Origin of the sequence: Roseinatronobacter sp. NSM (assembly GCF_052379845.1) — a bacterium.
Lineage (GTDB): Bacteria > Pseudomonadota > Alphaproteobacteria > Rhodobacterales > Rhodobacteraceae > Roseinatronobacter.
In genome coordinates this window covers 52664-76482 of sequence record NZ_JBQTCF010000010.1, presented here as the reverse complement: position 1 = coordinate 76482, position 23819 = coordinate 52664, and the positions used below count along the sequence as shown (strand labels likewise).

At 61.2% G+C, this 23819-nt stretch carries 23 protein-coding genes; 8 read left to right on the top strand and 15 right to left on the bottom strand.

Annotated elements, in window-relative coordinates; all coding sequences use genetic code 11:
* The first annotated feature begins 124 nt into the window (after positions 1–124).
* From ACTZWY_RS07475 to ACTZWY_RS07450, 6 genes are all read left to right on the top strand, one after another.
* Positions 125–1651, top strand: coding sequence for an ABC transporter ATP-binding protein (locus ACTZWY_RS07475; RefSeq protein WP_444790072.1), 1527 nt, complete (start codon positions 125–127; stop codon positions 1649–1651).
* Entirely contained in the window at positions 1648–2733 is a 1086-nt protein-coding gene (locus ACTZWY_RS07470; protein WP_444790071.1) for an ABC transporter permease, read from the top strand. The genes ACTZWY_RS07475 and ACTZWY_RS07470 overlap by 4 nt, the downstream gene beginning before the upstream one ends.
* Positions 2730–3662, top strand: a complete 933-nt coding sequence (locus tag ACTZWY_RS07465) for an ABC transporter permease (RefSeq protein ID WP_444790070.1) — start codon at positions 2730–2732, stop codon at positions 3660–3662. Before ACTZWY_RS07470 ends, ACTZWY_RS07465 begins: the two co-directional genes overlap by 4 nt.
* A 36-nt stretch (positions 3663–3698) precedes the next feature.
* On the top strand, positions 3699–4763 hold the full coding sequence (locus ACTZWY_RS07460) for a BMP family ABC transporter substrate-binding protein (RefSeq protein ID WP_444790069.1): 1065 nt from the start codon (positions 3699–3701) through the stop codon (positions 4761–4763).
* Between the two features lie 222 nt (positions 4764–4985).
* Positions 4986–5753, top strand: a complete 768-nt coding sequence (locus tag ACTZWY_RS07455) for an SDR family NAD(P)-dependent oxidoreductase (protein ID WP_444790068.1) — start codon at positions 4986–4988, stop codon at positions 5751–5753.
* An 11-nt stretch (positions 5754–5764) separates the two neighbouring features.
* On the top strand, positions 5765–7366 hold the full coding sequence (locus tag ACTZWY_RS07450) for an acyl-CoA dehydrogenase family protein (protein WP_444790067.1): 1602 nt from the start codon (positions 5765–5767) through the stop codon (positions 7364–7366).
* A 7-nt stretch (positions 7367–7373) separates the two neighbouring features.
* Here ACTZWY_RS07450 and pcaQ read toward each other — a convergent pair whose 3' ends face one another.
* From pcaQ to sseA, 6 genes are all read right to left on the bottom strand, one after another.
* Positions 7374–8294 carry a pca operon transcription factor PcaQ gene (gene pcaQ / locus ACTZWY_RS07445; protein ID WP_444790066.1) on the bottom strand — a complete coding sequence of 307 codons (921 nt, stop codon included), beginning with the start codon at positions 8292–8294 and terminating at the stop codon, positions 7374–7376.
* Positions 8295–8376: 82 nt separating this feature from the next.
* The gene (locus tag ACTZWY_RS07440; RefSeq protein ID WP_444790065.1) at positions 8377–8958 is read right to left on the bottom strand and encodes a ferric reductase-like transmembrane domain-containing protein; all 582 of its coding nucleotides are present in this window, start codon (positions 8956–8958) and stop codon (positions 8377–8379) included.
* A gap of 14 nt (positions 8959–8972) precedes the next feature.
* Positions 8973–9908 carry a protein-methionine-sulfoxide reductase catalytic subunit MsrP gene (msrP, locus tag ACTZWY_RS07435; protein ID WP_444790064.1) on the bottom strand — a complete coding sequence of 312 codons (936 nt, stop codon included), beginning with the start codon at positions 9906–9908 and terminating at the stop codon, positions 8973–8975.
* Between the two features lie 179 nt (positions 9909–10087).
* Positions 10088–11269 (bottom strand): amino acid aminotransferase, encoded by a 1182-nt coding sequence (locus ACTZWY_RS07430; RefSeq protein ID WP_444790063.1) that lies wholly within the window; start codon positions 11267–11269, stop codon positions 10088–10090.
* A 10-nt stretch (positions 11270–11279) separates the two neighbouring features.
* A complete protein-coding gene (locus ACTZWY_RS07425) occupies positions 11280–11840 on the bottom strand; it encodes a GNAT family N-acetyltransferase (protein ID WP_444790062.1) in 561 nt (186 codons plus the stop codon).
* Positions 11837–12685, bottom strand: coding sequence for a 3-mercaptopyruvate sulfurtransferase (gene sseA / locus ACTZWY_RS07420; protein ID WP_444790061.1), 849 nt, complete (start codon positions 12683–12685; stop codon positions 11837–11839). The genes ACTZWY_RS07425 and sseA overlap by 4 nt, the downstream gene beginning before the upstream one ends.
* A gap of 113 nt (positions 12686–12798) precedes the next feature.
* On the opposite strand from sseA, the gene zapE reads away from it, so the two are divergent.
* Positions 12799–13881, top strand: a complete 1083-nt coding sequence (gene zapE / locus ACTZWY_RS07415; protein ID WP_444790060.1) for a cell division protein ZapE — start codon at positions 12799–12801, stop codon at positions 13879–13881.
* A 57-nt stretch (positions 13882–13938) separates the two neighbouring features.
* Here the strand turns inward: zapE and queG are convergent, their stop codons facing one another.
* The 6 genes from queG to ACTZWY_RS07385 all read right to left on the bottom strand — a co-directional run bounded on the left by queG (position 13939) and on the right by ACTZWY_RS07385 (position 20872).
* A complete protein-coding gene (gene queG, locus ACTZWY_RS07410; RefSeq protein ID WP_444790059.1) occupies positions 13939–14997 on the bottom strand; it encodes a tRNA epoxyqueuosine(34) reductase QueG in 1059 nt (352 codons plus the stop codon).
* A 24-nt stretch (positions 14998–15021) separates the two neighbouring features.
* Positions 15022–15687, bottom strand: coding sequence for an FtsZ-binding protein FzlA (gene fzlA / locus ACTZWY_RS07405; protein ID WP_444790058.1), 666 nt, complete (start codon positions 15685–15687; stop codon positions 15022–15024).
* Positions 15688–15747: 60 nt separating this feature from the next.
* On the bottom strand, positions 15748–16500 hold the full coding sequence (gene mtgA / locus ACTZWY_RS07400) for a monofunctional biosynthetic peptidoglycan transglycosylase (protein ID WP_444790057.1): 753 nt from the start codon (positions 16498–16500) through the stop codon (positions 15748–15750).
* 47 nt (positions 16501–16547) lie between these two features.
* Positions 16548–17630, bottom strand: a complete 1083-nt coding sequence (gene pheS, locus ACTZWY_RS07395; RefSeq protein WP_444790056.1) for a phenylalanine--tRNA ligase subunit alpha — start codon at positions 17628–17630, stop codon at positions 16548–16550.
* Positions 17631–17722: 92 nt separating this feature from the next.
* Positions 17723–19126 carry a magnesium transporter gene (mgtE, locus tag ACTZWY_RS07390; protein ID WP_444790055.1) on the bottom strand — a complete coding sequence of 468 codons (1404 nt, stop codon included), beginning with the start codon at positions 19124–19126 and terminating at the stop codon, positions 17723–17725.
* Between the two features lie 267 nt (positions 19127–19393).
* Positions 19394–20872, bottom strand: coding sequence for an NAD-dependent succinate-semialdehyde dehydrogenase (locus tag ACTZWY_RS07385; RefSeq protein ID WP_444790054.1), 1479 nt, complete (start codon positions 20870–20872; stop codon positions 19394–19396).
* Between the two features lie 159 nt (positions 20873–21031).
* Here ACTZWY_RS07385 and ACTZWY_RS07380 point away from each other — a divergent pair, with 159 nt between their 5' ends.
* Positions 21032–22480 carry a sensor domain-containing diguanylate cyclase gene (locus tag ACTZWY_RS07380; protein WP_444790053.1) on the top strand — a complete coding sequence of 483 codons (1449 nt, stop codon included), beginning with the start codon at positions 21032–21034 and terminating at the stop codon, positions 22478–22480.
* Positions 22481–22585: 105 nt separating this feature from the next.
* On the opposite strand, the gene ACTZWY_RS07375 is transcribed toward ACTZWY_RS07380, so the two are convergent.
* The 3 genes from ACTZWY_RS07375 to ACTZWY_RS07365 are packed head-to-tail and all read right to left on the bottom strand — an operon-like array spanning position 22586 to position 23724.
* Positions 22586–23233 carry a YggS family pyridoxal phosphate-dependent enzyme gene (locus tag ACTZWY_RS07375; protein ID WP_444790052.1) on the bottom strand — a complete coding sequence of 216 codons (648 nt, stop codon included), beginning with the start codon at positions 23231–23233 and terminating at the stop codon, positions 22586–22588.
* Positions 23234–23247: 14 nt separating this feature from the next.
* The gene (locus ACTZWY_RS07370) at positions 23248–23553 is read right to left on the bottom strand and encodes a porin (protein ID WP_444790051.1); all 306 of its coding nucleotides are present in this window, start codon (positions 23551–23553) and stop codon (positions 23248–23250) included.
* Entirely contained in the window at positions 23554–23724 is a 171-nt protein-coding gene (locus ACTZWY_RS07365; RefSeq protein ID WP_444790050.1) for a hypothetical protein, read from the bottom strand.
* Between the last annotated feature and the right edge of the window lie 95 nt (positions 23725–23819).

Below are 23819 nucleotides of genomic sequence, written 5' to 3'. Positions count from 1 at the left end.
CATTGAAGCAGTTTCCACAGATATGGCATAGTTTGCGCTTGCTACATCAGGGACTTGCAGCTTTGCTTTCACCACGGAAAACGCGGGAACACGCGTTCCGCCAACACGGGAAGGAGACATGCCAATGCGCGCGCCTTTGCTGCGGCTTGAAGGGCTAACCAAGGCATATCCCGGTGTGGTCGCCAATGACGACGTGTCTTTTGACATTGGCGAAGGGCAGATGCACGCGCTTCTGGGCGAAAACGGTGCGGGCAAATCCACCTTGGTCAAGATGATCTATGGCCTTGTCAAGCCCGACAAGGGGCAGATGACCTTGCGCGGACAGCCCTTTGCGCCGTCCCAACCATCGCAGGCGCGGCGCAGTGGCGTTGCAATGGTGTTCCAGCATTTCAGCCTGTTCGATGCGCTTGATGTCGCCGAAAACGTGGCGCTGGGCATGGAAAACCCGCCGCCCTTGCGGGATCTGGCGCGGCGCATCCGCGATGTGTCCGAAGAATACGGCCTACCACTGGACCCCGCGCGACTGGTGGGGGAATTGTCCGCGGGCGAACGGCAACGCGTGGAAATTGTGCGCTGCCTGCTGCAGGACCCCAAATTGCTGATCATGGACGAACCGACATCGGTTCTGACCCCGCAGGAAGTGGACATCCTGTTCCTGACCCTGCGCAAGCTTTCGGCGGAAGGGACGGCAATTCTGTATATCTCGCATAAGCTGGAAGAAATCCGTGCGTTATGTGATGAAGCCACCATTTTGCGCGGGGGGCGTAAAGTTGCCACATGCGACCCGCGCGAAAAATCCGCGCGGGAACTGGCGGAGCTGATGGTCGGGCAGGTTCTGACCCCACCTGAACGCGCGGACAAGCCGAAGGGCGATGTGGTGTTGCAGGTCGACAACCTGTCGCTGGCGTCCAACAACCCGTTCGGCACATCATTGAAAAATATCAGCTTCACCCTGCGCAAGGGCGAGGTGTTGGGGATTGCGGGTGTTGCGGGCAATGGTCAGGATGAATTGCTGCTGATGCTGTCGGGCGAATTGCTGGCCCCCGCTGCGCAGGTCCGGCTGAAGGGCGCGCCTGTCGGGCATCTGGGGCCGAACGGGCGGCGCGCGCGCGGGCTTGTGGCCGCGCCCGAAGAACGCCTTGGCCACGCGGCCGCCCCGGACATGAGCCTGACGGAAAACGCCCTGCTGTCCGCCGCGCGGCGCAAGATGCTGACGAAACACGGGTTCATTGACTGGCGCAGGACGGAACGCTTCGCAGATGACATCATCGGGCGGTTTGACGTGCGCACACCGGGGCCGCATGTGCTGGCGCGGGCATTGTCGGGGGGGAATTTGCAGAAATTCGTCATTGGCCGCGAAATTGAACTTGATCCTGATGTCATCATCGTGAACCAGCCCACCTGGGGCGTGGATGCGGCGGCGGCGGCGACAATCCGGCAGGCGCTGCTTGATCTGGCCGCCAAGGGGGCAGGGGTGTTGGTTATCAGTCAGGATCTGGATGAATTGCTGGAAATCTCCGACAGCTTCGCGGCCCTGAACGAAGGGCGGCTGTCCGACACGCGCCCCGCCAGGGGCCTGAGTGTGGAAGATATCGGCCTGATGATGGGCGGCGCAGGCGATATGCATGTTGCACATGAGGCAAGCGCATGATCCGGCTGGAAAAACGTAAGGAACCGTCAAAATTCTGGCGTATTGCCAACCCGTTTCTGGCGGTTGTGCTGACCATGCTTGCGGGTGCGGTCATGTTTGCAATGCTGGGTAAGGACCCGGTGGTGGCAATCCGGCTTATTTTCTTTGACCCTATTTTTTCTGACACATTCGGCAGCTATTCGCGCCCGCAATTGCTGATAAAATCCGCACCCCTGATCCTGATTGCCGTGGGGCTGGCCATCGGGTTCAAGGCCAATATCTGGAATATTGGTGCCGAAGGCCAGTATATCATGGGCGCGCTGTTCGGGGCTGGTGTTGCGCTGGCGTTCTTTCCTGCGCCGCGGTGGTATATTTTCCCGCTAATGGTGGTGGCGGGGGCTTTTGGCGGGTTTTTATGGGCCATGATTCCGGCCATTCTGAAAACCCGCTTCAACACGAATGAAATCCTTGTGTCGCTTTTGCTGGTCTATGTGGCCGAGCGTATTCTGGCAGCCATGGCGCTGGGCCTTATGCGCAACCCTGACATTGCGGGGTTTCCCGGTTCGCGCGATTTGCGCCGCTATGACGCTGCGCATAACGCGGAATTGTTCGCCAATACCGGCATTCACTGGGGGGTGGTGGCAGCGCTGATCGCTGTCATTTTCGCCTATGTCATGATGACGCGGCACATGCTGGGTTTTCATGTCCAGCTTGCCGGTCAGGCACCCAGGGCCGCGCGGTTTGCGGGCGTGGTGCCTGCGCGACTGGTGGTGATTTGCCTTGGCATTTCGGGCGCGCTGGCGGGGCTTGCGGGCATGTTCGAAGTGTCTGGTCCGGGCGGGCAGGTGCGCATTGAATTTGCCACTGGCTACGGGTTCACCGCCATTATCGTGGCCTTTCTGGGGCGGCTGAACCCCATTGGCATTGTGCTGGCGGGGTTGCTGCTGGGGCTGACCTATATTGGTGGCGAACTGGGCCAGATGATGCTGCAATTGCCCGGCGCAGCCATTCAGGTGTTTCAGGGCATGCTGCTGTTTTTCCTGCTGGCGCTGGATTTTCAGACAAATTACCGGTTGCGGCTGACAGGGGGGGCGCGCGCATGATTTTGGGGTCAATCAATCCCGCAGTTCTGTTTGCCGCCCTGATGGTGGCGGCCACCCCCATTCTGCTGGCGGCCATCGGCGAATTGGTGGTCGAGAAGGCGGGCGTGCTGAATCTGGGCGTTGAGGGGATGATGATCATCGGCGCGGTGACGGGGTTCATCATTGCCGTGAATTCCGGCAGTCCGTTCCTTGGGTTTATTGGCGCAGCGCTGGGCGGGATGGCGTTATCGTTGCTGTTTGCGCTGCTGACACAGGCATTGATGACCAATCAGGTGGCGTCCGGCCTTGCGCTGACCTTGTTCGGGCTGGGTCTGTCGGCGCTGATTGGCCAGAAATATGTCGGCATCACCCCGCCGCGCACGCCCAAGCTGGATCTTGGCCCGCTATCGGATATTCCATTTCTGGGGCGCGCGGTGTTTTCGCATGACATCATGGTTTACCTGACCATCGCCCTTGTCGCCGCGGTCTGGTGGTTCCTGAAATACAGCCGCGCGGGCATGATTTTACGCGCGGTCGGCGAAAACCACGATGCGGCGCATGCGCTGGGGTATCATGTCAAGCGTGTGCGGGTGCTGGCAATCATGTTCGGCGGTGCCTGTGCGGGGCTTGGGGGGGCGTATCTGTCGTTGATCCGTGTTCCGCAATGGACCGAAGGCATGACCGTGGGCGCAGGCTGGATTGCGCTGGCGCTGGTGGTGTTTGCAAGCTGGCGTCCATGGCGTGCCATGGCGGGCGCATATCTGTTTGGCGGCGTGGTCGTCCTGCAGTTGAATTTGCAAGCCGCAGGCGTGCGAATTCCTGTGGAGTACTTGTCAATGTCGCCCTACCTGATAACCATCGCGGTGCTGGTTATCATTTCCTCCGGCAAGGCACGCGGGAGCTTGAACGCACCCGGATCGCTGAACCGGCCTTTCCATGCCTCTGGTTGAGGTTATACCTTCGCTGCCAACAGGGAGATTACGAGAATGAAAAAACTGCTGACTGCCACTGTGCTGGGCGCTGTCCTTGCCGTGCCGGCATTTGCTGACACAACCAAAGTGGGGTTTGTCTATATTGGTCCGGTGGGCGACCATGGCTGGACCTATACGCATGATATGGCGCGCCTTGCGCTGGAAGAAGAACTTGGCGACGCGATTGAAACCACCTATGTGGAAAACGTCGCCTATGGCGCGGATGCAGAACGCGTCATGACACAGATGGCGCTGTCGGGCACAGACCTGATTTTTGCAACCTCCTTCGGCTATGGGCCGGACATGAACACGGTTGCCGCACGTTTCCCGAATGTGAAATTCGAACATGCGACGGGCTATATTCAGGAAACTGAAAATGTCGGCCTGTATAATGCCCGCTTCTATGAAGGGCGCGCTGTTATCGGGCATATCGCAGGCAAGATGACCCAGACCAACAAGGTCGGGTATATCGCGTCCTTCCCCATTCCTGAAGTGATCATGGGTATCAACTCTGCCTATCTGCATGCCAAGGCCGTGAACCCCGACGTGGAATTCAATGTGGTCTGGGCCTATAGCTGGTATGATCCCGCACAAGAAGCCGCCGCCGCCGAAGCGCTGATTGAACAGGGCGCTGACATTATCATGCAGCACACGGATTCAACTGCCCCGCTGACAGTGGCACAGGATGCGGGCATTTTTGCCTTTGGTCAGGCGTCGGACATGTCCGCCTTCGCACCGCAGGCGCATCTGACCGGCATTACCGATGTCTGGGCGCCCTATTACATTGAACGTGTGCAGGCGGTGATTGACGGCACATGGGAAGCGGGCAATGTCTGGCACGGCATCAATGAAGGCATGGTGGGCTTTGCCCCGATGAGTGACCTGATCCCCGAAGACATCCGCGCCGAGGCCGAGGGCATGATCGCGGCAATAGCTGCGGGCGACTACCACCCCTTCACTGGCCCGATCAACCGTCAGGACGGCACACCCTGGCTGGCAGAAGGCGAAGTTGCATCTGATGGCGATTTGCTGACGATGGATTTCTATGTCGAAGGCATCACGTCGGAAATTCCGAACTAAGCTTGCGACAGCTGCGCGTGCTCCGGCCCCTCGGCACCATGCCGGGGGGCCTTTGCATTTGGGGGCGGGCTTCGTGCCTGCGGGATTGGGTGTTGCAAGGACCAAACCTGGCTGATAGTTACTTCTGATAACAGTTTACTTACTTTCGGGCTTTTGCCCGGCGGTATCGGGTGCCTGCACAGGTTTTGCCTGGTCTGGACCCCCGGTTTTAATGAGGGCGCGATGGACATCTTGAACATGATTGCCTTGGTGACAGGGGGGGGCAGCGGACTGGGCGCGGCAACTGCGCGCAGGCTTGCGGCTGCGGGCGCGACGGTTGCTGTGCTTGATCGCAGCATGGATGCCGCCCAAACTGTGGCCACAGAAATTGGCGGTCTGGCCGTCGCTGCAGATGTGTCCGATACCGCCAGCGTGGCCGCAGCGTTTGCAGTGACGCAAACTGCGTTCGGCGCGGCCCCGCGCATCGTGGTGAATTGCGCTGGTATTGGCACTGCGTCGCGTATTCTGCCGCGCGATGGCGATTTGCCGATTGACCTGTTTGAACGCACCTTGCGCGTCAATCTTCTGGGCACCTATATCGTGCTGTCCCATGCCGCCAAGGGCATGGCGGCCATGGACCCGGTGGATAGTGACGGCGCACGCGGCGTGATTGTAAACACCACATCTGTGGCATGGCAGGACGGGCAAATCGGGCAGGCGGCCTATGCTGCGTCCAAAGGGGGCGTGGCGTCCCTGACCCTGCCTGCCGCGCGCGAACTGGCGCGGGTGGGCATTCGCGTCATGGCCGTGGCACCGGGTTTGTTCGAGACAGGGATGAGCGCGGGACTGACCCCTGAAATCCGCGCGTCGCTGGAAGCCAGCCTGCCGTTTCCGTCGCGCCTTGGGCATCCGGACGAATTTGCCATGCTGGTGCAACAGATCGTGGAAAACCCGATCCTGAATGGCGAAGTCATCCGCCTTGATAGCGCTGTTCGCTTGGCGCCCAAATAAGGACACCGGAAATGACGCCGTTTACTGCCCCTGTTGATGACATTCTGTGGTCGCTTGAATTCGCGGGTGCCGCTGCAACCCCGGACTGGGACGGCGAGCTGACCGCCGAAATTGTCCAGCATTTCGCGGCATTTGCCGAAGGCCGCATTGCGCCCCTTGATGAAGCGGGCGACAGGCAGGGGTGCCGCATGCAAAATGGGCGCGTGGTCATGCCTGACGGGTTTGATGCAGTGTTTCGGGACTTGGCGGCCGATGGCTGGCAGGGCCTGACCGCGCCCGAAGCGTTTGGTGGCCAGGGGGTGGGCGGCGCGGTTCACGCTGCTGTGTCGGAAATATTCTCGGGCGCATGCCATTCCCTGCAAATGGTGGCAGGGCTTGTGCCCGGTGCAATCCGCCTGCTTTTGCAATTCGGCACTGCCGACCAGCAGGCCCGCTTCATTGCGCCGCTGGCTGCGGGGGACTGGCTGGCGACCATGTGCCTGACCGAACCGGGCGCAGGGTCGGACTTGTCGGGCGTGCGCACCAAGGCGGAAAACACCGCACAGGGCTGGCGCATTTCGGGTGAGAAGATTTTCATTTCCGGCGGGGACCAGAACCTGAGTGACAATATCCTGCATCTGGTTCTGGCCCGCACTGGCCCCGAGGGCATCCGGGGGCTTAGCCTGTTCGCCTGTCCGGCAGTGCTGGCAGACGGGGCGCGCAATTCTGTGACGGTCACCCGGATTGAGGAAAAGATGGGCCTGCATGCCTCGCCCACCTGCCAGATGGCGTTTGACGGCGCGCAGGGGGAATTGATTGGTGCCCCCGGTCAGGGGTTGGCGGCGATGTTTACCTTGATGAACCATGCGCGCCTTGATGTCGCCTTGCAGGGCGTGGCCCATGCGGCGCGCGCGCATCATGTCGCCGCCACCTATGCTGCGCAGCGTGTTCAGGGGCGCGGCCCGGATGGTGGGCCGGTCACACTTGACCGCCACGCCGATGTGCGCCGCATGATCGACAGCGCCGATGCGCTGGCGGTGTCCGCGCGCGCGCTGACGCATTCCGCGCTGGTCGCACTGGAAACCGGAAATCACGCGCTGGCTGATTTTCTGACACCTGTTGCCAAGGTGTGCGGGTCCGATGCGGGAACGCAGGCGGCCGAACTGGCGGTGCAGGTGCTGGGGGGCTATGGCTACCTGCATGAATACCGCGTCGAACAAACCTACCGCGATGCGCGCATCTGCGCGATTTATGAAGGCGCGAACGGCATTCATGCCGCAACACTTGCCACGCGCGGCCTGAACCATGACGGGGGCGCGCAGGCTGACGCCTTCGCGGCATGGATTGGCCAGATTGCCGATAGCCTGAGGTCACAGCCGCTGCGCGACAGTCTGCACGCATGGACTGGCCTGCGTGCCGCTGTCGCTGCACGCCCGCGCGAACTGGCCACCGACTTCATGCAGGTGACGATCGCGCTTGCTGATCTGGCGTTCTGGCTGCGCGCGCAGGCAGATGACGGCACACCCGCCCGCATTCAGGCCCTTGCCAGATCGCGCTGTCTGTTGCTGCCGGGGCAGATTGCCCATCTTGCCAATCAGGCGCATATCCTTGGCTGGGTGGACGCCGCGCAGTAACGCGCGTTCACATGTCCTTGGTGGCGGGCGCGGAAAACAAACCCTGCAATGCCGCCACCATGGCGATGCTTTCGGGGTTTGGGGGCGTGTCGGCGCGGGTGCAAATGCCCACCGGACCGGCCATAAGGCTGGTTCCCAGATCAAGCGCGCGCAAGCTGCCCTGCCGAATTTCGTCCCCGACAACCCCGGCGGAAATGAACCAGACCGCATCGGACTGCTGCACCACCTTGCGCCCGAAGGCCAGCGACACGCTTTCAAACGCGGCCGGGGCATGTTGTAACCCGATGCTAAGCAAATAGGACTGCACCGCCGGTGCAATGACCGCCCCGCTTGGTGGCAGCACCAAAGGAAATTTGCCCAGATTTTCCGCCACCGCGCCCGTGCGGATCAGCGGGTGGTCCGGGCGCACCACCAGCACAACCTGTTCCGAATAAAGCTGTTGAAAGGCAAGGCCCGTCATCTGTCCGGGATTGGGCATGCGCCCCACTGTCAGGTCAAGCGCGCCTTCGCGCAGTTGCGACAGCAACAACCAGTTCGGCCCTGTTGACACGCGCAAGGTGCAATTGGGCATATGCTGATGAAAGGCAAGTGCGGCGCGGGGAAACACGTCTGTTGCCACTGTGGGCAAAATGCCGACAACCAGTTTCGTAACGCGTTCAGGGGCATCGCGCGCAAGGGTTTGGGCGCGTTCCAACGCCAGCATGGCCCCGCCTGCATGTTGCTGGAACAGCTTGCCTGACGGGGTCAGCACCAGTCTGCGGCCCGTGCGGTCAAACAGGGGGACGCCCAGAATATCTTCCAGCTCGCGGATGGTTTTGGACGCCGCCGGTTGGGACACATGCAACGCGGTTGCAGCCGCACTCAGGCTTTCCAGCCGCGCGGTTTCCAGAAAACAGCGCAGATGACGCAGGCGCAGGCGTGGGTCCATGGGGTGCCCTTGGGGTTAGGATGTGGCGTTGCTATTTATCTAGCGTGATTTCAGGCGCTTTGCAAAACGCATCCGCCCGCGCCTAGCGCCCGTGCCGGATGCGGGCATATATCCTGCTGGCCATGAAAAACACGCTAAGCCCCGCCAGCGTCAGAACCAGCGGGTTTTCAAACCGCGATACCACCCATGCATGCATGATGGCAATGAACGCCGTGGGCCAGACCAGCAAATGCAGTTTCTTCCAGACAGGAAAGCCCAGAATGCGCGGGGCCGCGTCCACCGATGTCAGCGCAAGGGGCAGCATCAGCAAAAGGGCAGCAAGCCCAAGCTGAAGATGCAGCATCTTGCGCATCTCATCAGCGGCGAATTCTATGAACCCGCCCTGGTCCAGAAGCAGCCATATGCTGGCATGCGCCAGCGCATACAGAAATGTCCAAACGCCCAGCGGACGACGCGCAGCGAATAACGCGCGCCAGTTCGTCAGGAAATGCGCAAACCCCAGCGCAAGGGTGGCCATCAGCATCAGCAATGCAAACCGCCCGGTTTGGTGCAGCACCACCTCGGCGGGCACAACGCCCAAGGTGCCGCCCTGCCATCGCCAATACAGCCACACGCCCGGCACCGCCCCCACCGCCCAGGTGGCCCAGCGTATCACATGCGTCATTGTGCCTGCCAGTTTCAATAATTCTGTTCCAGATCCATGCCTGCATACAAATCGGAAACAAGCGCGCCATAGCCATTGAACATTTCGGTTCGAATGCGGGTTCCGTCATGCAGGCGTCTTTCTGTGGCCTGATGCCAGCGGGGATGACGCACCGACGGGTTCACATTCGCGTAAAACCCGTATTCGCGCGGCGATTTGGCGTGCCATGTGGGCATGGGCTGATCCGCCAGAAGGGAAATGCGCTTGATGGATTTGATGGATTTGAACCCGTATTTCCACGGCACCACCAGCCGGATGGGCGCGCCGTTCTGGTTTGGCATCATCTCGCCATACATGCCCACGGCCAAAAAGGTCAGTGGATGCAGCGCCTCGTCCAGGCGCAGCGCTTCGGTATAGGGCCAGTCCAGCAGCGCCCGCCCCTGTTGCGGCATTATCGATACATCGTCAAAGGACTCGAACTGCACATAGCGCGCCCCCGATTGCACGCCCACATGCGCCAGCAGGTCGGCCAGCGGAAACCCGATCCACGGAATGACCATTGACCACGCTTCCACACAGCGCAGGCGGTAAATGCGTTCCTGCAACGGGAACCGGCGCAGCAGGTCATCCATATCCATGGGGCCGGGGGTGTCGGTCAGCCCGTCGATGACCACAGACCACGGGTCAGTTTGCAGCCGGTGGGCGTGTTGGGCAGGATCATCCTTGGCCGGGCCAAATTCGAAGAAGTTGCAATAGCCGGTTGCCACGTCTTTTGTCGTCAGGGCTTCATCGGTGGAATAGGGGCCGGGGGTGACACCCGGCAAGACATCCGCGCGTGCGGCCATGGGCAACCCCGTCAGACCAAGCGCCGCCCCCGCCCCAAGCCCCGCGATAACGGCGCGCCTGTTCAAGAAGGCCGCTTTCGGGGTGATTTCGGTTGCGCGGGGTATGGGGTAGGTGAATTTTGGCATTGTCACTGTTCTTGGTTGCAAGGCGGCTAAACTCGCGCTGTCCGGGCGACATGATCATGCGCGCGGGGGCAGGTTTGGCACCCGACCCCGTGGAAGTGTCCCATAAATTCGCCCCGCGATGTTTGATCTGGGTCAAGCCCGCGCCCATAAGCCCCGACCGGCCCCGTGCGTTCGCGTGATCAAGCCACAACTTTTGCGATGGCCTGGGCCAGAACCGGGATTGTCTGGCTGTTCAGCCCCGCCATGTTGGTGCGCCCGTCCCACAGCATATAGACCCCGTGATCCGCGCGCAGGCATTCGACCTGTGCCCCACTCAGCGGCAGAAGCGAAAACATGCCCTGTTGGTGTTCAATCGCGTCAAACCTGTTCGTGCCAGTTTCTGCACGCAGCGCCGCAGCAAGGGTGCGGCGGTTTTGGGCGACACGGGTGCGCATGTCTTCCAACTCGGTCTGCCAGACATGTTTCAGCGCGGTGTCATTCAGAATGGTGCTGACCACGCGCCCGCCATGATCGGGCGGGAAGGCGAAATTCTGACGGTTCAGGCTGGCCAACGCGCCCGCCAGCCGGGCCTTGTGCGCTTCGGGCACAATGGCCATCGCCACGCCCACGCGTTCGCGGTATAGCCCGAAATTCTTGGAACAACTGGCGGCAACCAGCACTTCCGGCAGCCGTGCGGCCAGATGGCGCAGCCCGCCCGCATCGGCGTTCACCCCTTCGCCGAACCCCTGATAGGCCATATCCACGAAAGGCACAGCGCCCGTGCGGTCCAGCAAGGCGGCCATTTCGGCCCAGTCCTGCACGCTTAGGTCAAGGCCGGTCGGGTTGTGGCAGCAGCCATGCAGCAGCACCACATCCCCCGCCGCCGCGCCCGCCAGATCTGCGAACATGCCGTCGCGGTCCAGCATCGCGCCTGCGCCATCCTGATAGCGGTAAGGGCGCGATTTCAGGCCCGCCGCAGCAATCAGCGGCGCGTGGTTTGGCCATGTCTGCGCGCTTGTCCAGATTGTGGCGTCGGCCCGCACAAGGCGGACCAGTTCGGCAATCTGGCGCACTGCCGCAGTGCCGCCCGGTGTGCCCACCGCGGCCACCCGCGCGCGCGGCACCGCGCCGCCCAGCAGCAACCCTTCCATGGTGTCCAGAAACGCCACGTCACCGGCAAGGGACAGGTAGGTTTTGCTTTCCTGCGTGGCGACTATATGCGCTTCGGCCTGTTTTACGGCTTGCATGACAGGGGTGCGCCCGGCCTCGTCGCGGTAGACCCCTACGCCCAGATCGATCTTGCCCATGCGCGGATCAGCCGCAAAGGCCTGCATCAGGGCAATGATCCCGTCAAGTTTGGGGTCGGGCAGGGTTTCGAACATCTTGGGCACCTTAGCTGGTGGCAGGGGTCCAGTCACGAACCAGAACGCGCGCGCGTTCTTCCTGCCGGACAGGGGTAAAGCCGTATTTCTGATATTGAACCAGCGCACGCGGATGGTCCAGCGTGCAGGTGTTCACTGTCAGCTTTTGCACCCCTTCGCGGTCCCATGCGGTCAGAATGGCGGTGCGCAGCATCCATGCGCCCAGACCACGCCCCACGCTTTCGGGCACCAGCCCGAAATAGCACAGCTCGCAGCTGGTCTGCTCTCGCCAGTCCAGCAGGAAAAAACCCTGCGGCCAGCCCTTGTCGATCAGCGAATACAGCGCAACTTCGGGGGAATTCAGCCAATCGGCAATCTGCGCGTCTTCGCTGGCGTGAATGTCCGTCCAGGCGTAATCCTGCCCGACCGCATCATACAGTGCGCGAAAATACCACACAGGCGGGGTGTCGGCCTTCAGCAGGGCGCCGGACATACCGTTTGGCGTGTGCGGCCAGCCATAACCGGGCCGTTGTGTCATTTCCAGAAAGGTGACTGTATAGGGCACAGTCTGGCCCGCGCGAAAGCCTGTCATCCGGTTTCTACCTTCAGGTCGGGGAACATGCCCCATTCCGCCCATGACCCGTCATAAAGCGCATGGTTGCGATGGCCCAGTATTTCCAGCCCAAGGCTAAGCACCGCCGCTGTAATGCCCGACCCGCAAGTGGTAATAACCGGGCGTTCCAGATCAACGCCGGCATCCTTGAACGCCGCGCGCAAATCATCAGCATGTTTCAGCGTGCCGTCGGGGTTCAGCAAGCCCGAGAATGGCAGGTTCAACGCGCCGGGCATGTGACCCGCGCGAAGCCCTTCGCGGGGTTCGGGCACATCACCCCTGAAGCGTTCGGGCGACCGCGCATCGACAATCTGCCAATCGCCCAGCTTCACGGCGGCGGCCACTTGTGACACATCCTTGACAAGATGGGCCTGACGCTGGACCGTCATGTGGCGTTCGCGCAGCAGTGGGGCCATGTCCTCGACCTGGCGGCCTTCGGCTTGCCATTTCGGAAAACCGCCATCCAGCACCGCCACATCGGTTTTCCCCATCAGGCGAAACAGCCACCACACGCGCGCGGCAGAAAACAACCCGGCCCCGTCATAGATGACCACCTGATGGCCGTCGCCCACCCCCATGGCACGCAGGCGCGACATGAATTTTTCCACCGGCGGGGCCATATGCGGCAATGCGGAGCGATGGTCGCTGATATCGTCAATGTCGAAAAAACGGGCACCGGGAATATGGCCAGCGTCATATTCGGCGCGCGCATCGCGGTTCTGCGCGGGCATATACCAGCTTGCGTCCAGAATGCGCAGGTCAGGGTCAGTCAGATGCGCGGCAAGCCAGTCGGTTGACACACGCGTTTTCGGATCATCGACCATGAAATCCCCCAAGCCGGAAAAGCAGATACCTAACACCTACCCAGCACGCGGGCGCGTTGCAAGCATGCAGGCGGGGCTTTTCCCCGGCTGCGCCATTGGGTATGCAGTTTCGCATGAGTGACAGTCTGATAGAAGTCTATGACCGCAAGGTTGAACAGGGCCTGCTGCGCCCCGATGCCGCACAGCGTGGCGCGCTGCCCTGTTTTGACGATGTGCTGGCCTATTTGCGCAAACCTGCCCCCAAGGCGGGGTTGATGGGATTGCTGGCGCGGCGCAAACCCGAACCGCCGCCGGGGGTGTATTTATGGGGGGGCGTGGGGCGCGGGAAATCCATGTTGATGGATCTTTTCGTCGAGCATGTGGCCGATGTGCCCAAACGGCGCGTTCATTTTCACGCCTTCATGCAGGAAATCCATGAAGGCATGCATGCTGCCCGCAAAACCGGCACATCTGATGCGCTGGCCCCGGTTGCCGACCAAGTGGCGCGGCAGGTGCGGTTGCTGGCATTTGACGAAATGCAGATCACCGACATCACCGATGCCATGATCGTGGGCCGCTTGTTTGAACGGCTGATGGCGGCGGGCGTGGCGATTGTGACAACATCGAACAGGGTGCCGGATGACCTGTATAAAAACGGGTTGAACCGTGCGCTGTTCGTGCCGTTCATCGATATGATCAAGACCAACATGATTGTGCATGAACTGGTGTCGGAAACTGATTACCGCCAGCACCGTCTGGCCGGCGCACAGGTGTATTTCAGCCCCGCCGATGCGCAGGCGCGCAGCGCCATGGCGGGCATCTGGGACGAATTGACCGGACATGACGCAGGCCAGCCCCTGACGCTGGCGGTCAAGGGGCGCGAAGTGGTGATTGCGCAGGCGCATAACGGGGTGGGCCGGGCCAGCTTCTGGGATTTATGCGGAAAACCATTGGGCGCGGCAGATTATCTGGCGATTGCGGGCGCGTTGCGGGTGCTTATGATGGATGACATCCCGTATTTGTCAGCCACGAATTACAATGAGGCCAAACGCTTTGTCACCTTGATAGATGCGCTGTATGAAGCGCGCGTGCGGCTGATTGCATCAGCCGCAGCCCAGCCGGAACAGCTATACCGTGAAGGCACCGGCGCGTTCGAGTTTGAACGCACTGCCAGTCGCCTGCGCGAAATGCAAGGCGCGGATTGGGCCGCGGACTGACCTGTCAGGGGGAACGATCCCGCCCCCCATCGAGGGGGGCAGGATCGTGGGCGCGCCTTACGCGCCCGGCCCCGCCGCAGAGGGTGTGCGCAGCCGCCCCACCGCCCAGCGCGCGGCATCGGCCACTGTGGCGTCAGGGTCATCGCATAGCGCCAAAGCTGCGGGCAGCAAGCGCGGTGTGGCGGAATTGCCGATCGCATACAGCACATTGCGCACGAACCTGTTGCGCCCGATCCGCTTGACGGGAGAGCCGGAGAACATGGCCCGAAACCCCGTGTCGTCCAAACCCGCCAATGTGCCCAGATCCGGCGCAACCAGCCCGTCGCGCGCGGCATATTTCGCCTCGGATGCGGATTGCGCGAATTTGTTCCATGGGCATACGGCAAGGCAATCATCGCAGCCATAAATGCGGTTGCCCAGTTTTTCGCGCAGCTCCAGCGGGACGGGGCCGTGATGTTCAATTGTCAGGTAGGAAATGCAGCGCCGGGCATCCAGTTGGAAGGGGGCGGGGAAGGCGTTTGTGGGGCAAATGTCCAGACAGGCGCGGCAGGACCCGCAATTTTCGCGCGCGGGTGTATCGGGGGGCAGGACCAGTGTGGTGAAAACGGCCCCCAGAAAGAACCAGTTTCCCAATTCGCGCGACAAAAGATTGGTATGTTTGCCCTGCCAGCCCAGCCCTGCCGCCGCTGCCAGCGGTTTTTCCATGACAGGGGCCGTGTCGACAAATACCTTGATTTCCCCGCCTGCGTGGTCAATCAGCCAGCGGCCCAGCCGTTTCAGGCGCTTCTTGACGACATCATGATAGTCGCGCCCCAGCGCATAGGCCGAAATCACCCCCCGGTCGTGCAGGTCCAGCAGGTCCAGCGGGTTATGCGCGGGCGTATAGGTTTCGGCCAGCATGATGACAGACCGTGCCGCAGGCCAGAGCGCGGCAGGATTTCCGCGCCATTCCATCCGCTCGGCCATCCAGCCCATCTGGCCATGGTGCCCCTGATCCACGAAATCCGCCAGCCGCGCGGGGGCGGCGGGGATGGCCGCGGGCGTTGTGACGGCGCAGGCAGAAAAGCCCATCTGCTGCGCCATTTGCCGAATGTCGGATTTCAGTGTTTCGCTCATATGCCCCAGATGGGCCAAACCACCCTAAAAATCCAGATCTGTGTAATGCGCAGGCGGTGGAAAGCCGGGCAACTGGTCGGCCAGAAGCGTGCGGAAAGCCGGGCGCGATTTCAGCTTCGCATACCATTCATGCACCAGGGCCGAACGCTGCCAGTCCACATCATTGATATAATCCAGACAAGACAGATGCGCCGCAGCGGTAAAGTCTGCCAGCGTCATGTCATTTCCCGCCAGCCAGCGGCGCTGGCCAAGCAGCCAGTCCATATAATCCAGATGAAACTTGATTTTGGCTGACCCCGTCTTGATGGCCTGCGAATCCGGGTAGCCGCGTTTCATGATCTTCTTGTTGACGCGCTCATACAGCAGATTCGCCGTCACCTCGGAATGGAACTTGTCGTCAAACCATGTGCACAGGCGGCGCACCTCATAGCGGGCCTCGGGGGATTTGGGCAGCAAGGGGGGCAGCGGCACCATATCTTCGATATATTCGCAAATGGCGTGGCTTTCGGTCAGCAGCTTTCCATCATAGCGCAGCACCGGCACCTTGCCCGCTGGGTTGCGGCGCATAAACTCGGCGCTGGGTTCCCAGAAGCGTTCCTCAATCAATTCCACATCGATACGCTTTTCTGCCAGTGTCAGGCGCAATTTCCGGCAAAAGGGCGACAGGGGGACGTGATACAGGCGTGCCATGGGGGGGTATAGGCTTTCTTCCGGGGTTTGCCCTTCTGTAGCCGTGGTGGCGGCTGGAATTCAACCGCTTATGCAATCGGCGCGGCCATCGCGGGCAATGGTTGCGGCCCCGTCCATGATGGATGCAGTGCGCCTGCGCAGAAAATCGCTGGGATTGGCGGCATTGCGGGCCTTGGGGGCGGGCAGGACTGCTGCAAGGCGCGCGGCCTGTGTGGCGGTCAGATCGGCGGCACCGACACGGAAATAATGCCGCGCGGCTGCTTCAACCCCAAACACACCTTCGTCGAATTCGGCCATGTTCAGATAGATTTCCAGAATGCGCACCTTCGGCCACAGCCCTTCAATCAACAGGGTAAACCCTGATTCCAGCGCCTTGCGCGACCAGTCCCGGCCATGCCACAAAAACACGTTCTTGGCGGTTTGCTGCGACAGGGTGGACGCGCCGCGCGTGCTGCCTGCGGCAATGACCTTGCGGATTTCGGTCATGTCGAACCCCCAATGCAGGCAGAAATTCGCATCCTCGGCGGCAATGACAGACCGCGCCATGACAGGCGCGATACGGTCCATCGGCACCCATTGGCGCTGAATTTCGCCAAGGCGGCGATGTTCCTGAAAGATATAGATGCCGCCGGGCGGGGGGATGATGCGATACAGCAGCACCCACAGCACCGAAACCGCAAGCAAAACCGCCAGCGCGCGCAGCAGCCACCAGCGCACGCGGCGCAGCAGATGCGCCGCGCCCATAAGCACCCCGTTCGCGGCATTGCGCGGCGGGGCCTTGTGTTTGGTTTTGCTGGCAGGTTTGCGGGCCATGGTGTCAGCTATTCACGACTCGCCGGGCCGGTCAATCCCACGCATGATTAACGCGACAGCCCCGCCGCCAGTGACGGTTGGTCAAGGGATGCAAAGCCGTAATGGCGCAGCCAGCGCAGGTCGGATTCGAAAAATGCGCGCAAGTCCGGGATGCCGTATTTCAACATGGCAATCCGGTCGATCCCAAGGCCAAAGGCGAAGCCCTGCCATTCATTGGGGTCAATCCCGCCCGCCTGCAATACCTTGGGGTGGACCATGCCAGACCCCAGAATTTCCAGCCAGTCCTTGCCTTCGCCAATCTTCAACTGGCCGCCTTCCCATGAACAGCGAATATCGACTTCGGCAGAGGGTTCCGTGAAGGGGAAATGCGACGCACGGAAACGCAACTCGACCTCATCCACCTCGAAAAAGGCGCGGCAGAATTCTTCCAATGTCCATTTCAGTTGCGCCATGGAAATGTCGCGGTCAATGGCCAGCCCTTCGACCTGATGGAACATGGGCGTATGGGTCTGGTCCATGTCCATGCGGTAAACGCGCCCCGGCGCGATGACGCGGATGGGGGCGCCCTGATCCTGCATCGCGCGGATCTGCACAGGGCTGGTATGGGTGCGCAGCACATGGGGCGGGCGGGTGTCGCCGTCAGCGCGGTGCATGAAGAACGTGTCATGTTCCTGCCGCGCGGGGTGTTCGGGCGCAATATTCAGCGCGTCGAAATTATACCAATCCGATTCGATTTGCGGCCCTTCGGCCACCGAAAACCCCATATCGGCGAAAATCGCGGTCAATTCGTCCATGACCTGGCTGATAGGGTGGATGGTGCCCATGGGGCGCGGGCGACCGGGCAGCGTGACATCCAGCCATTCCGATTTCAGGCGCGCATCAAGGGCAGCATCTTCCAACGCGGCTTTGCGCGCCTTTAGCGCTGCATCCACTTCGGTTTTCAGCGCGTTCAGCGCGGGGCCGGCGCTCTGGCGTTCCTCGGCGCTCATCTGGCCCAGTTCGCGCATTTTCAGGCTGATTTCGCCCTTCTTGCCCAAGGCGGCCAGACGCACGTTCTCCAGCGCGTCCGCATCAGGGGCTGCGCCGATCTGTTCCAGATATTTGCCGCGAAGCGTTGCGATTGCGTCCATGACATGCCCTTTTGCGCCGTTATGCGTTGCGTGTGGGCATAGTGCGCCACGCGCGCGAATGCAAGACGGGCACGCGCGCGCGGGGTATGGCGTTACAGTTCCAGCAACTTGGCGGCGATTGTAAAATAGATCACCACCCCCAGCACATCGGCAATCGATGTCACCAGCGGGCCGGACGCTGCGGCGGGGTCGCGGTCGATCTTGGCGAAGATGAAGGGCAGGCACATCCCGATCAGGGCGCCCATCATCACGATGGTAATCATGGCCGACGCGACAACCAGCGCAATTCCCGGCCCGCCGCGCCACACGCCAATGATGGACACCGCGAACGCCATTGTCAGGCCAAGGGCCAGCGCAATAAGCGTTTCCCGCGCCAGCAGACGCCCGAAATCGGCAGGGCGCACGTCGCCCGTGGCCAGCGCGCGCACCATCAGCGTGGCCGATTGCGTGCCCGCATTCCCGCCCGATGCAATCAGCAAGGGCAGAAAGAACAGAAGCGACAGATGCGCCGCAATCGTTTCTTCGAAATAGGCAATGCCCGCCCCCGAAAAGATGTTCCCGAAAACCAGCAACACCAGCCAGAAAATACGCGCCCGATACAGCGTGGCAATCGTGGCTTCGGCAACCGACATATCCAGCGGTTGCACGATTGACCCTTTATGAAAATCTTCGGTAACTTCTTCTTCCGACACGTCCATGGCGTCATCTGCGGTCACAATGCCCACCAGGCGGTCGTTGTCATCCAGCACAGGCAGCGCCAGCAGGTCATAGCGCGCAATCAGGCGGGCAGCTTCTTCCTGTTCTTCGTTGACGCGCACGAAAACGGGTTCGGTATCCATGATTTCCGAAACACGCTGGCGGGGGCGCGCGGTCAGAATGTCGCGCAGACTGACCACCCCCAGCAATTCGCGGGATGTGCCAATGATATAGGCAGAATAGATGGTTTCGGCGTCGAAGGCTTGGGTGCGCAGTGCCTCGATGGCCTGACTGGACGTCATGTCGGGGGTCACAACGGCGTAATCCGATGTCATGACTGACCCCACGGTCCATTCCTCGTAGGACGCCAGACGGCGCAAATCCTCTCGTTCGGCCTTGGACAGGGCAGGCAGGATGGCTTCTTGCGCTTCTTCGTCCAGTTGCTTGAACAAATCCGCGCGTTCATCATGGCTCATGGCGGTCATCAGCGCAACAAGATCGCCTTTGCGGCTGCGCGTTGCCACGCTGACCTGTGACGAGGGGCGCAGATAGCCGATAAGTTCTGCCTGATCATGCAGCGTCAGCAACTGCAGGACCGCCAGATCGCTTGTTTCGTCCAACTCCTCGATCAAGGCGGCAATATCTGCCAGTTCCAATGTCTCCATGAACTGGCGTATTTCGTCTGTCCTGCCTTCTTTCAACAGGCGTGCAACTTCGATTGCAATCAAGGCTGCATCTATGCCTGCGCTTTGCGATGCAGCATCGAAGCGATATTCTGAAAGTGGTGTCTGAAGTGTCATTGCCGACCCCCTTGCGTGCCATACACGGCAGGGGCGGCGTGCCGGATCAGCCCGGAATGGCAGCCCGCGCCATGCGCGGTAATATGTCAGCCATAAGGCTGGTTTCTGGTTTAGGGCGCATGATCTGCGCCCGCCTAGAACTGCCGTCCATTTTGGTCCCGATTGGTTGCGTCAGCGAATGCCGCTGACAGGGGGGATTTACGGTCAAGTGGCGCTGTTGTCAAACCCGGACAGCGTGCGGCGCTGCCCGGGTGGGTTTGTTTTTGATCATATACTCAGGCAGATATACTTCATTTCAAGGAAATCATCGATACCGTGGCGTGACCCTTCGCGCCCCAGTCCCGATTGTTTGACCCCGCCAAAGGGCGCAAGTTCTGTTGAGATAATGCCAGTATTGACGCCCACAATCCCGTATTCCAGCGCTTCTTGCACCCGTGTGATGCGGCCCATGTCGCGGGCATAGAAATAGCACGCCAGCCCGAATATCGTGTCATTGGCAAGGGCGACGGCCTCATCCTCGGTGTCGAATTTGAACAGCGGCGCAAGCGGCCCGAAGGTTTCTTCCTGCGCCACCTTCATGGATTGGGTAACGCCAGTGGCAACTGTTGGCTGAAAGAATGTGCCGCCCAGCTTATGGCGCTGCCCGCCTGCGATAATGTCGCCGCCATGCTCCAGCACATCGCGGATGTGGTCTTCAACCTTCTCGACCGCGCTTTCATTGATCAGCGGCCCAGCAGAGACCCCATCTTCCAGCCCATCGCCCACTTTCAGCTGTGACACGGCTTGGGCCAGTTTCCGCGCGAAGGCATCGTAAACGCCCGCCTGCACATAGATGCGGTTCGCGCACACGCAGGTCTGGCCGTTATTGCGGAATTTGGACGTCATCGCCCCCTCTACCGCCTTGTCCAGATCAGCGTCATCAAACACGATGAAGGGTGCATTGCCGCCCAGTTCCATGGAACATTTCATCACCTGATCGGCCGCTTGGCGCAGCAAAATGCGCCCCACCTCGGTGGAGCCAGTAAAGGTCAGTTTGCGCACGGCGGGGTTTTCGCAAAACTCCTTGCCAATATCCGATGCGCGGCTGGACGGAATGACCGACAGCACCCCCTTGGGCACGCCTGCGCGTTCGGCCAGCACAGCCATGGCCAGCGCCGAAAGCGGTGTTTCCGCGGCTGGCCGCGCAACAAACCCGCAGCCCACCGCCAGCGCCGGCGCAACCTTGCGTGCAATCATCGCGTTGGGAAAATTCCATGGCGTAATCGACGCGGCAACCCCGATGGGCTGGCGCAACACTGTGATGCGCTTGTCGGGCTGGTGGCCGGGAATTGTTTCGCCATACACGCGCTTGGCTTCTTCGCCGAACCATTCCACGAAGCTGGCCCCATAGGCGATTTCGCCGCGCGCTTCAGCCAGCGGTTTGCCCATTTCAGCCGTCAGAATCAGCGCCAGATCTTCTTGATTGTCCATCATCAGGTCGAACCATTTGCGCAGCACCCCGGCGCGGTCCTTGCCGGTGCGCGCGGCCCAGCCATGGCGCGCTGTGTCTGCGGCGGCAATCGCGCGCGCGGTTTCTGCGCGCCCCAGATCCGCGACCTGCGCAATCACATCGCCGCGCGCGGGGTTGCGCACATCGAAACGCGCGCCATCATCTGCGTCCACCCATTCGCCACCCACGAAGGCGCGGGTTTCCAGAAGGGACGGATCGCGCAACAGGGTCAGAAGGTTTGTGGGGGTATGTGTCATTCTGTCTTAACCTTTCTGGTGGTCACGTGTTGTTTTCGCCGGACTATCTGCCCGCATGGTAATGATCTTTTAAACAGATTGCGACACCCTGTCGGGAAGTGTTGCCTGCATCCGGCCGTCTTGTGGCGGATGCGGGACCTAAGGCGGGTGTGGTGGGTCATGTGTCCAAAAGATAACTCCGATACGGCAAGTGGCGCTGGTGCAGAACGCGCCTACGCGGAAATGGTTGCGCGCCATGCCCCTGACGGGGTGATCATCAGCGGGCCGGACCGGCTGGCGCTATGGGTGAACCCGGCCTTCACCGCGCAAACCGGCTATGGCATTGACGACCTGCGCGGCAAGCCTTTTGTGGATGTGCTGCGCGGTGCGGAAACCGACAGGAAGTGCCTGCAAAATGTGGACATCGCCTGCACCCAGCGCCGCGAAATTCAAACGGAACTTCAATTATATGCACGCGATGGCCGTGTGTTCTGGGTGGAACTGAAAATTACCCCGGTTTTCGACGCACTTGGTGTGCACACGCATTTCATCGCGCATATGCGCGACATCACAGAACGCAAGAAGCTGGAACACCAGAATGACGAAATGCGACAGGCCGAAGAACTGCGCCAGTCCGAACGCCAGCTTCTGGCGCTGACCAGCGAATGGCTGTATTCTGCGAAATCCTTTGATGAATTGCTGATGGTGGTGCAACGCGCCATGCACACGCTGATTCCAGAAGCGGACGGGGCGCTGTATATCTATGGCACGTCGCGCAGCACCTTGGACCTTGCCACCAGTTGGGGCACCATTCCTGAATTTCCCCCCCATATTCTGCCGGATGATTGCTGGGCGCTGCGGCGGGGGCGGGCCTATGCCTATGGGCTGAAGCCCATCCAGTTCACCTGCGACCATGTCACCAAACCGGGCACACCCTATTTCTGCCTGCCGATTATCGCGCATGGCGAAACCATCGGGCTGTTGCACATCATCTTTGACGGGTTCGAAGAAGACGGACTTATGCGCCATATGCGCGAGGATGTGTTGCGCAACCGCTGGGATGTGTCGCTGATCTGCGCCGAACAGATCAGCCTTGCTATTGCGAATGTCCGGCTGCGGCAGGAACTGCATGACAAATCCATGCGCGATGCGCTGACGGGGCTGTGGAACCGGCGCTGGTTCATGGACCGCGCCTTGCGCGATTTTTCCTTGGCCGAGCGTGAGGGGCGCGAAATTGGCCTTATCATGCTGGATGTTGACCATTTCAAGGCGTTCAACGACCGCTTCGGGCATGATGCGGGCGATCTGGTCCTGCGCGAGGTGGGCGATATACTGGCCGGTGCCGCGACAGGCCAAAGCCATCCCTGCCGCCTTGGCGGGGAGGAATTTGTGATGCTGTGCCCCGACATGCCCGCCGCCGAAGCGGCGGCGCTGGCGGACCGTATTCGCACGGCCCTTCAGGCATTGCGCCTGTCAAATGCAGGTGTCGACCTGCCAGAGGTGACGGTTTCCGCAGGCGTGGCCACGTTCCCCGCACAGGGGCGCAGCTTGGAAGATGTGTTGAAAGCGGCCGATCAGGCGCTGTATCTGGCCAAGGACAAGGGGCGCAATTGCACCGTCATCGCCTGACACAAACTGCGTGGGGCCAGTAGCGGGACGCGGGTTTTGCGTCGGGGCACAATGCGCTATGGGGGCAGCAGCACAGGCGTTGATCTGCCGCGGGCCTGCGCGCCGCTACTTGCGCGCGCCGAATATGGCGGACCCCACACGCACATGGGTGGCCCCATGCGCGATGGCGGTTTCAAAATCGTCGCTCATACCCATGGACAGGCTTTCCAGACCGTTGCGCGCGGCCATTTGCGCCAGTGCGTCAAAATGCGCTGCCGGGTCTTCGTCCACGGGGGGGATGCACATCAACCCCACCACCGGCAGGTCCAGCGCGCGGCATTGCGCGATGAAATCATCGGCATCGTCTGGCAAAACACCGGCCTTCTGGGGTTCGGCGCCGGTGTTGACCTGCACGAACAGGTCAGGACAAGTGCCCATGTCCTGCGCCAGCCGCGCCAGGGTTTGCGCCAGTTTGGGGCGGTCCAGTGAATGAATGGCCTGAAACAGCTCCATCGCGGCGCGGGCCTTGTTGCTTTGCAGCGGGCCCAGCAAATGCACGTCCAGCGGCCCGAATTCCGCGCGCCAGTCAGGCCATTTTCCCGCCGCTTCCTGCACCCGGTTTTCCCCGAACAGGCGGTGACCGGCACGCAGCACGGGCAAAACGCGGTCAGCGGGTTGTTCCTTGGACACGGCAATCAGCCGGATTGCGGCCGCGTCACGGCCATGGGCGCGGGCGGCGCGGGAAATGCGGGTGGTGATTTCATCAAGGGACATGGGCCGCGCCTGTGCTAATTGCCAAAGAAAACATGGTGCCCACGCGGGCGTTTGTCGGGGGCGTCCGCATCAAACCCGAAGCCGAAGCGCGTGCCGCCATCAGTTTGCGCGCTGAACCGGAACTTGACCCTTGCGCGGCTGACAAATTGCGCGCGGCTGGTATTGGGGGTGTCGGGGCGGTCGGTCCAGATAACGCCCATGCGGGCATCACCGGAAATCTGCAAGCCGGGGTTTTCGCGCCAGTCGCGCTGTTGCGCCATGGCGGGGGTGGCCAATGCGGCGCCCAACAGGGCCAGCGTTATGACAGCCCGCGCGCGCATTCAGCGGCCGCTGACGCGGCGCACATCATGGCCTGCGCCCATGAAAACCCCGCCAATGCCGTCAAACACCGCAGATGTGGTTTCGCACCCTGCCAGAAGGACCACGCCCAAAAGGGCAGCGGCCAGTGCGGAACGGGGGGTGTGGAAAATTCTGTGGACGTGCCCTGTCATGCTGCGCTGCCTTTATGCGGTTTTTCTTGCGCGAAGTATACCAGAGATAGCGGGGGAAATTGAACAGCAAAGCGGTAAAAAAGAAAAGAGCGGGC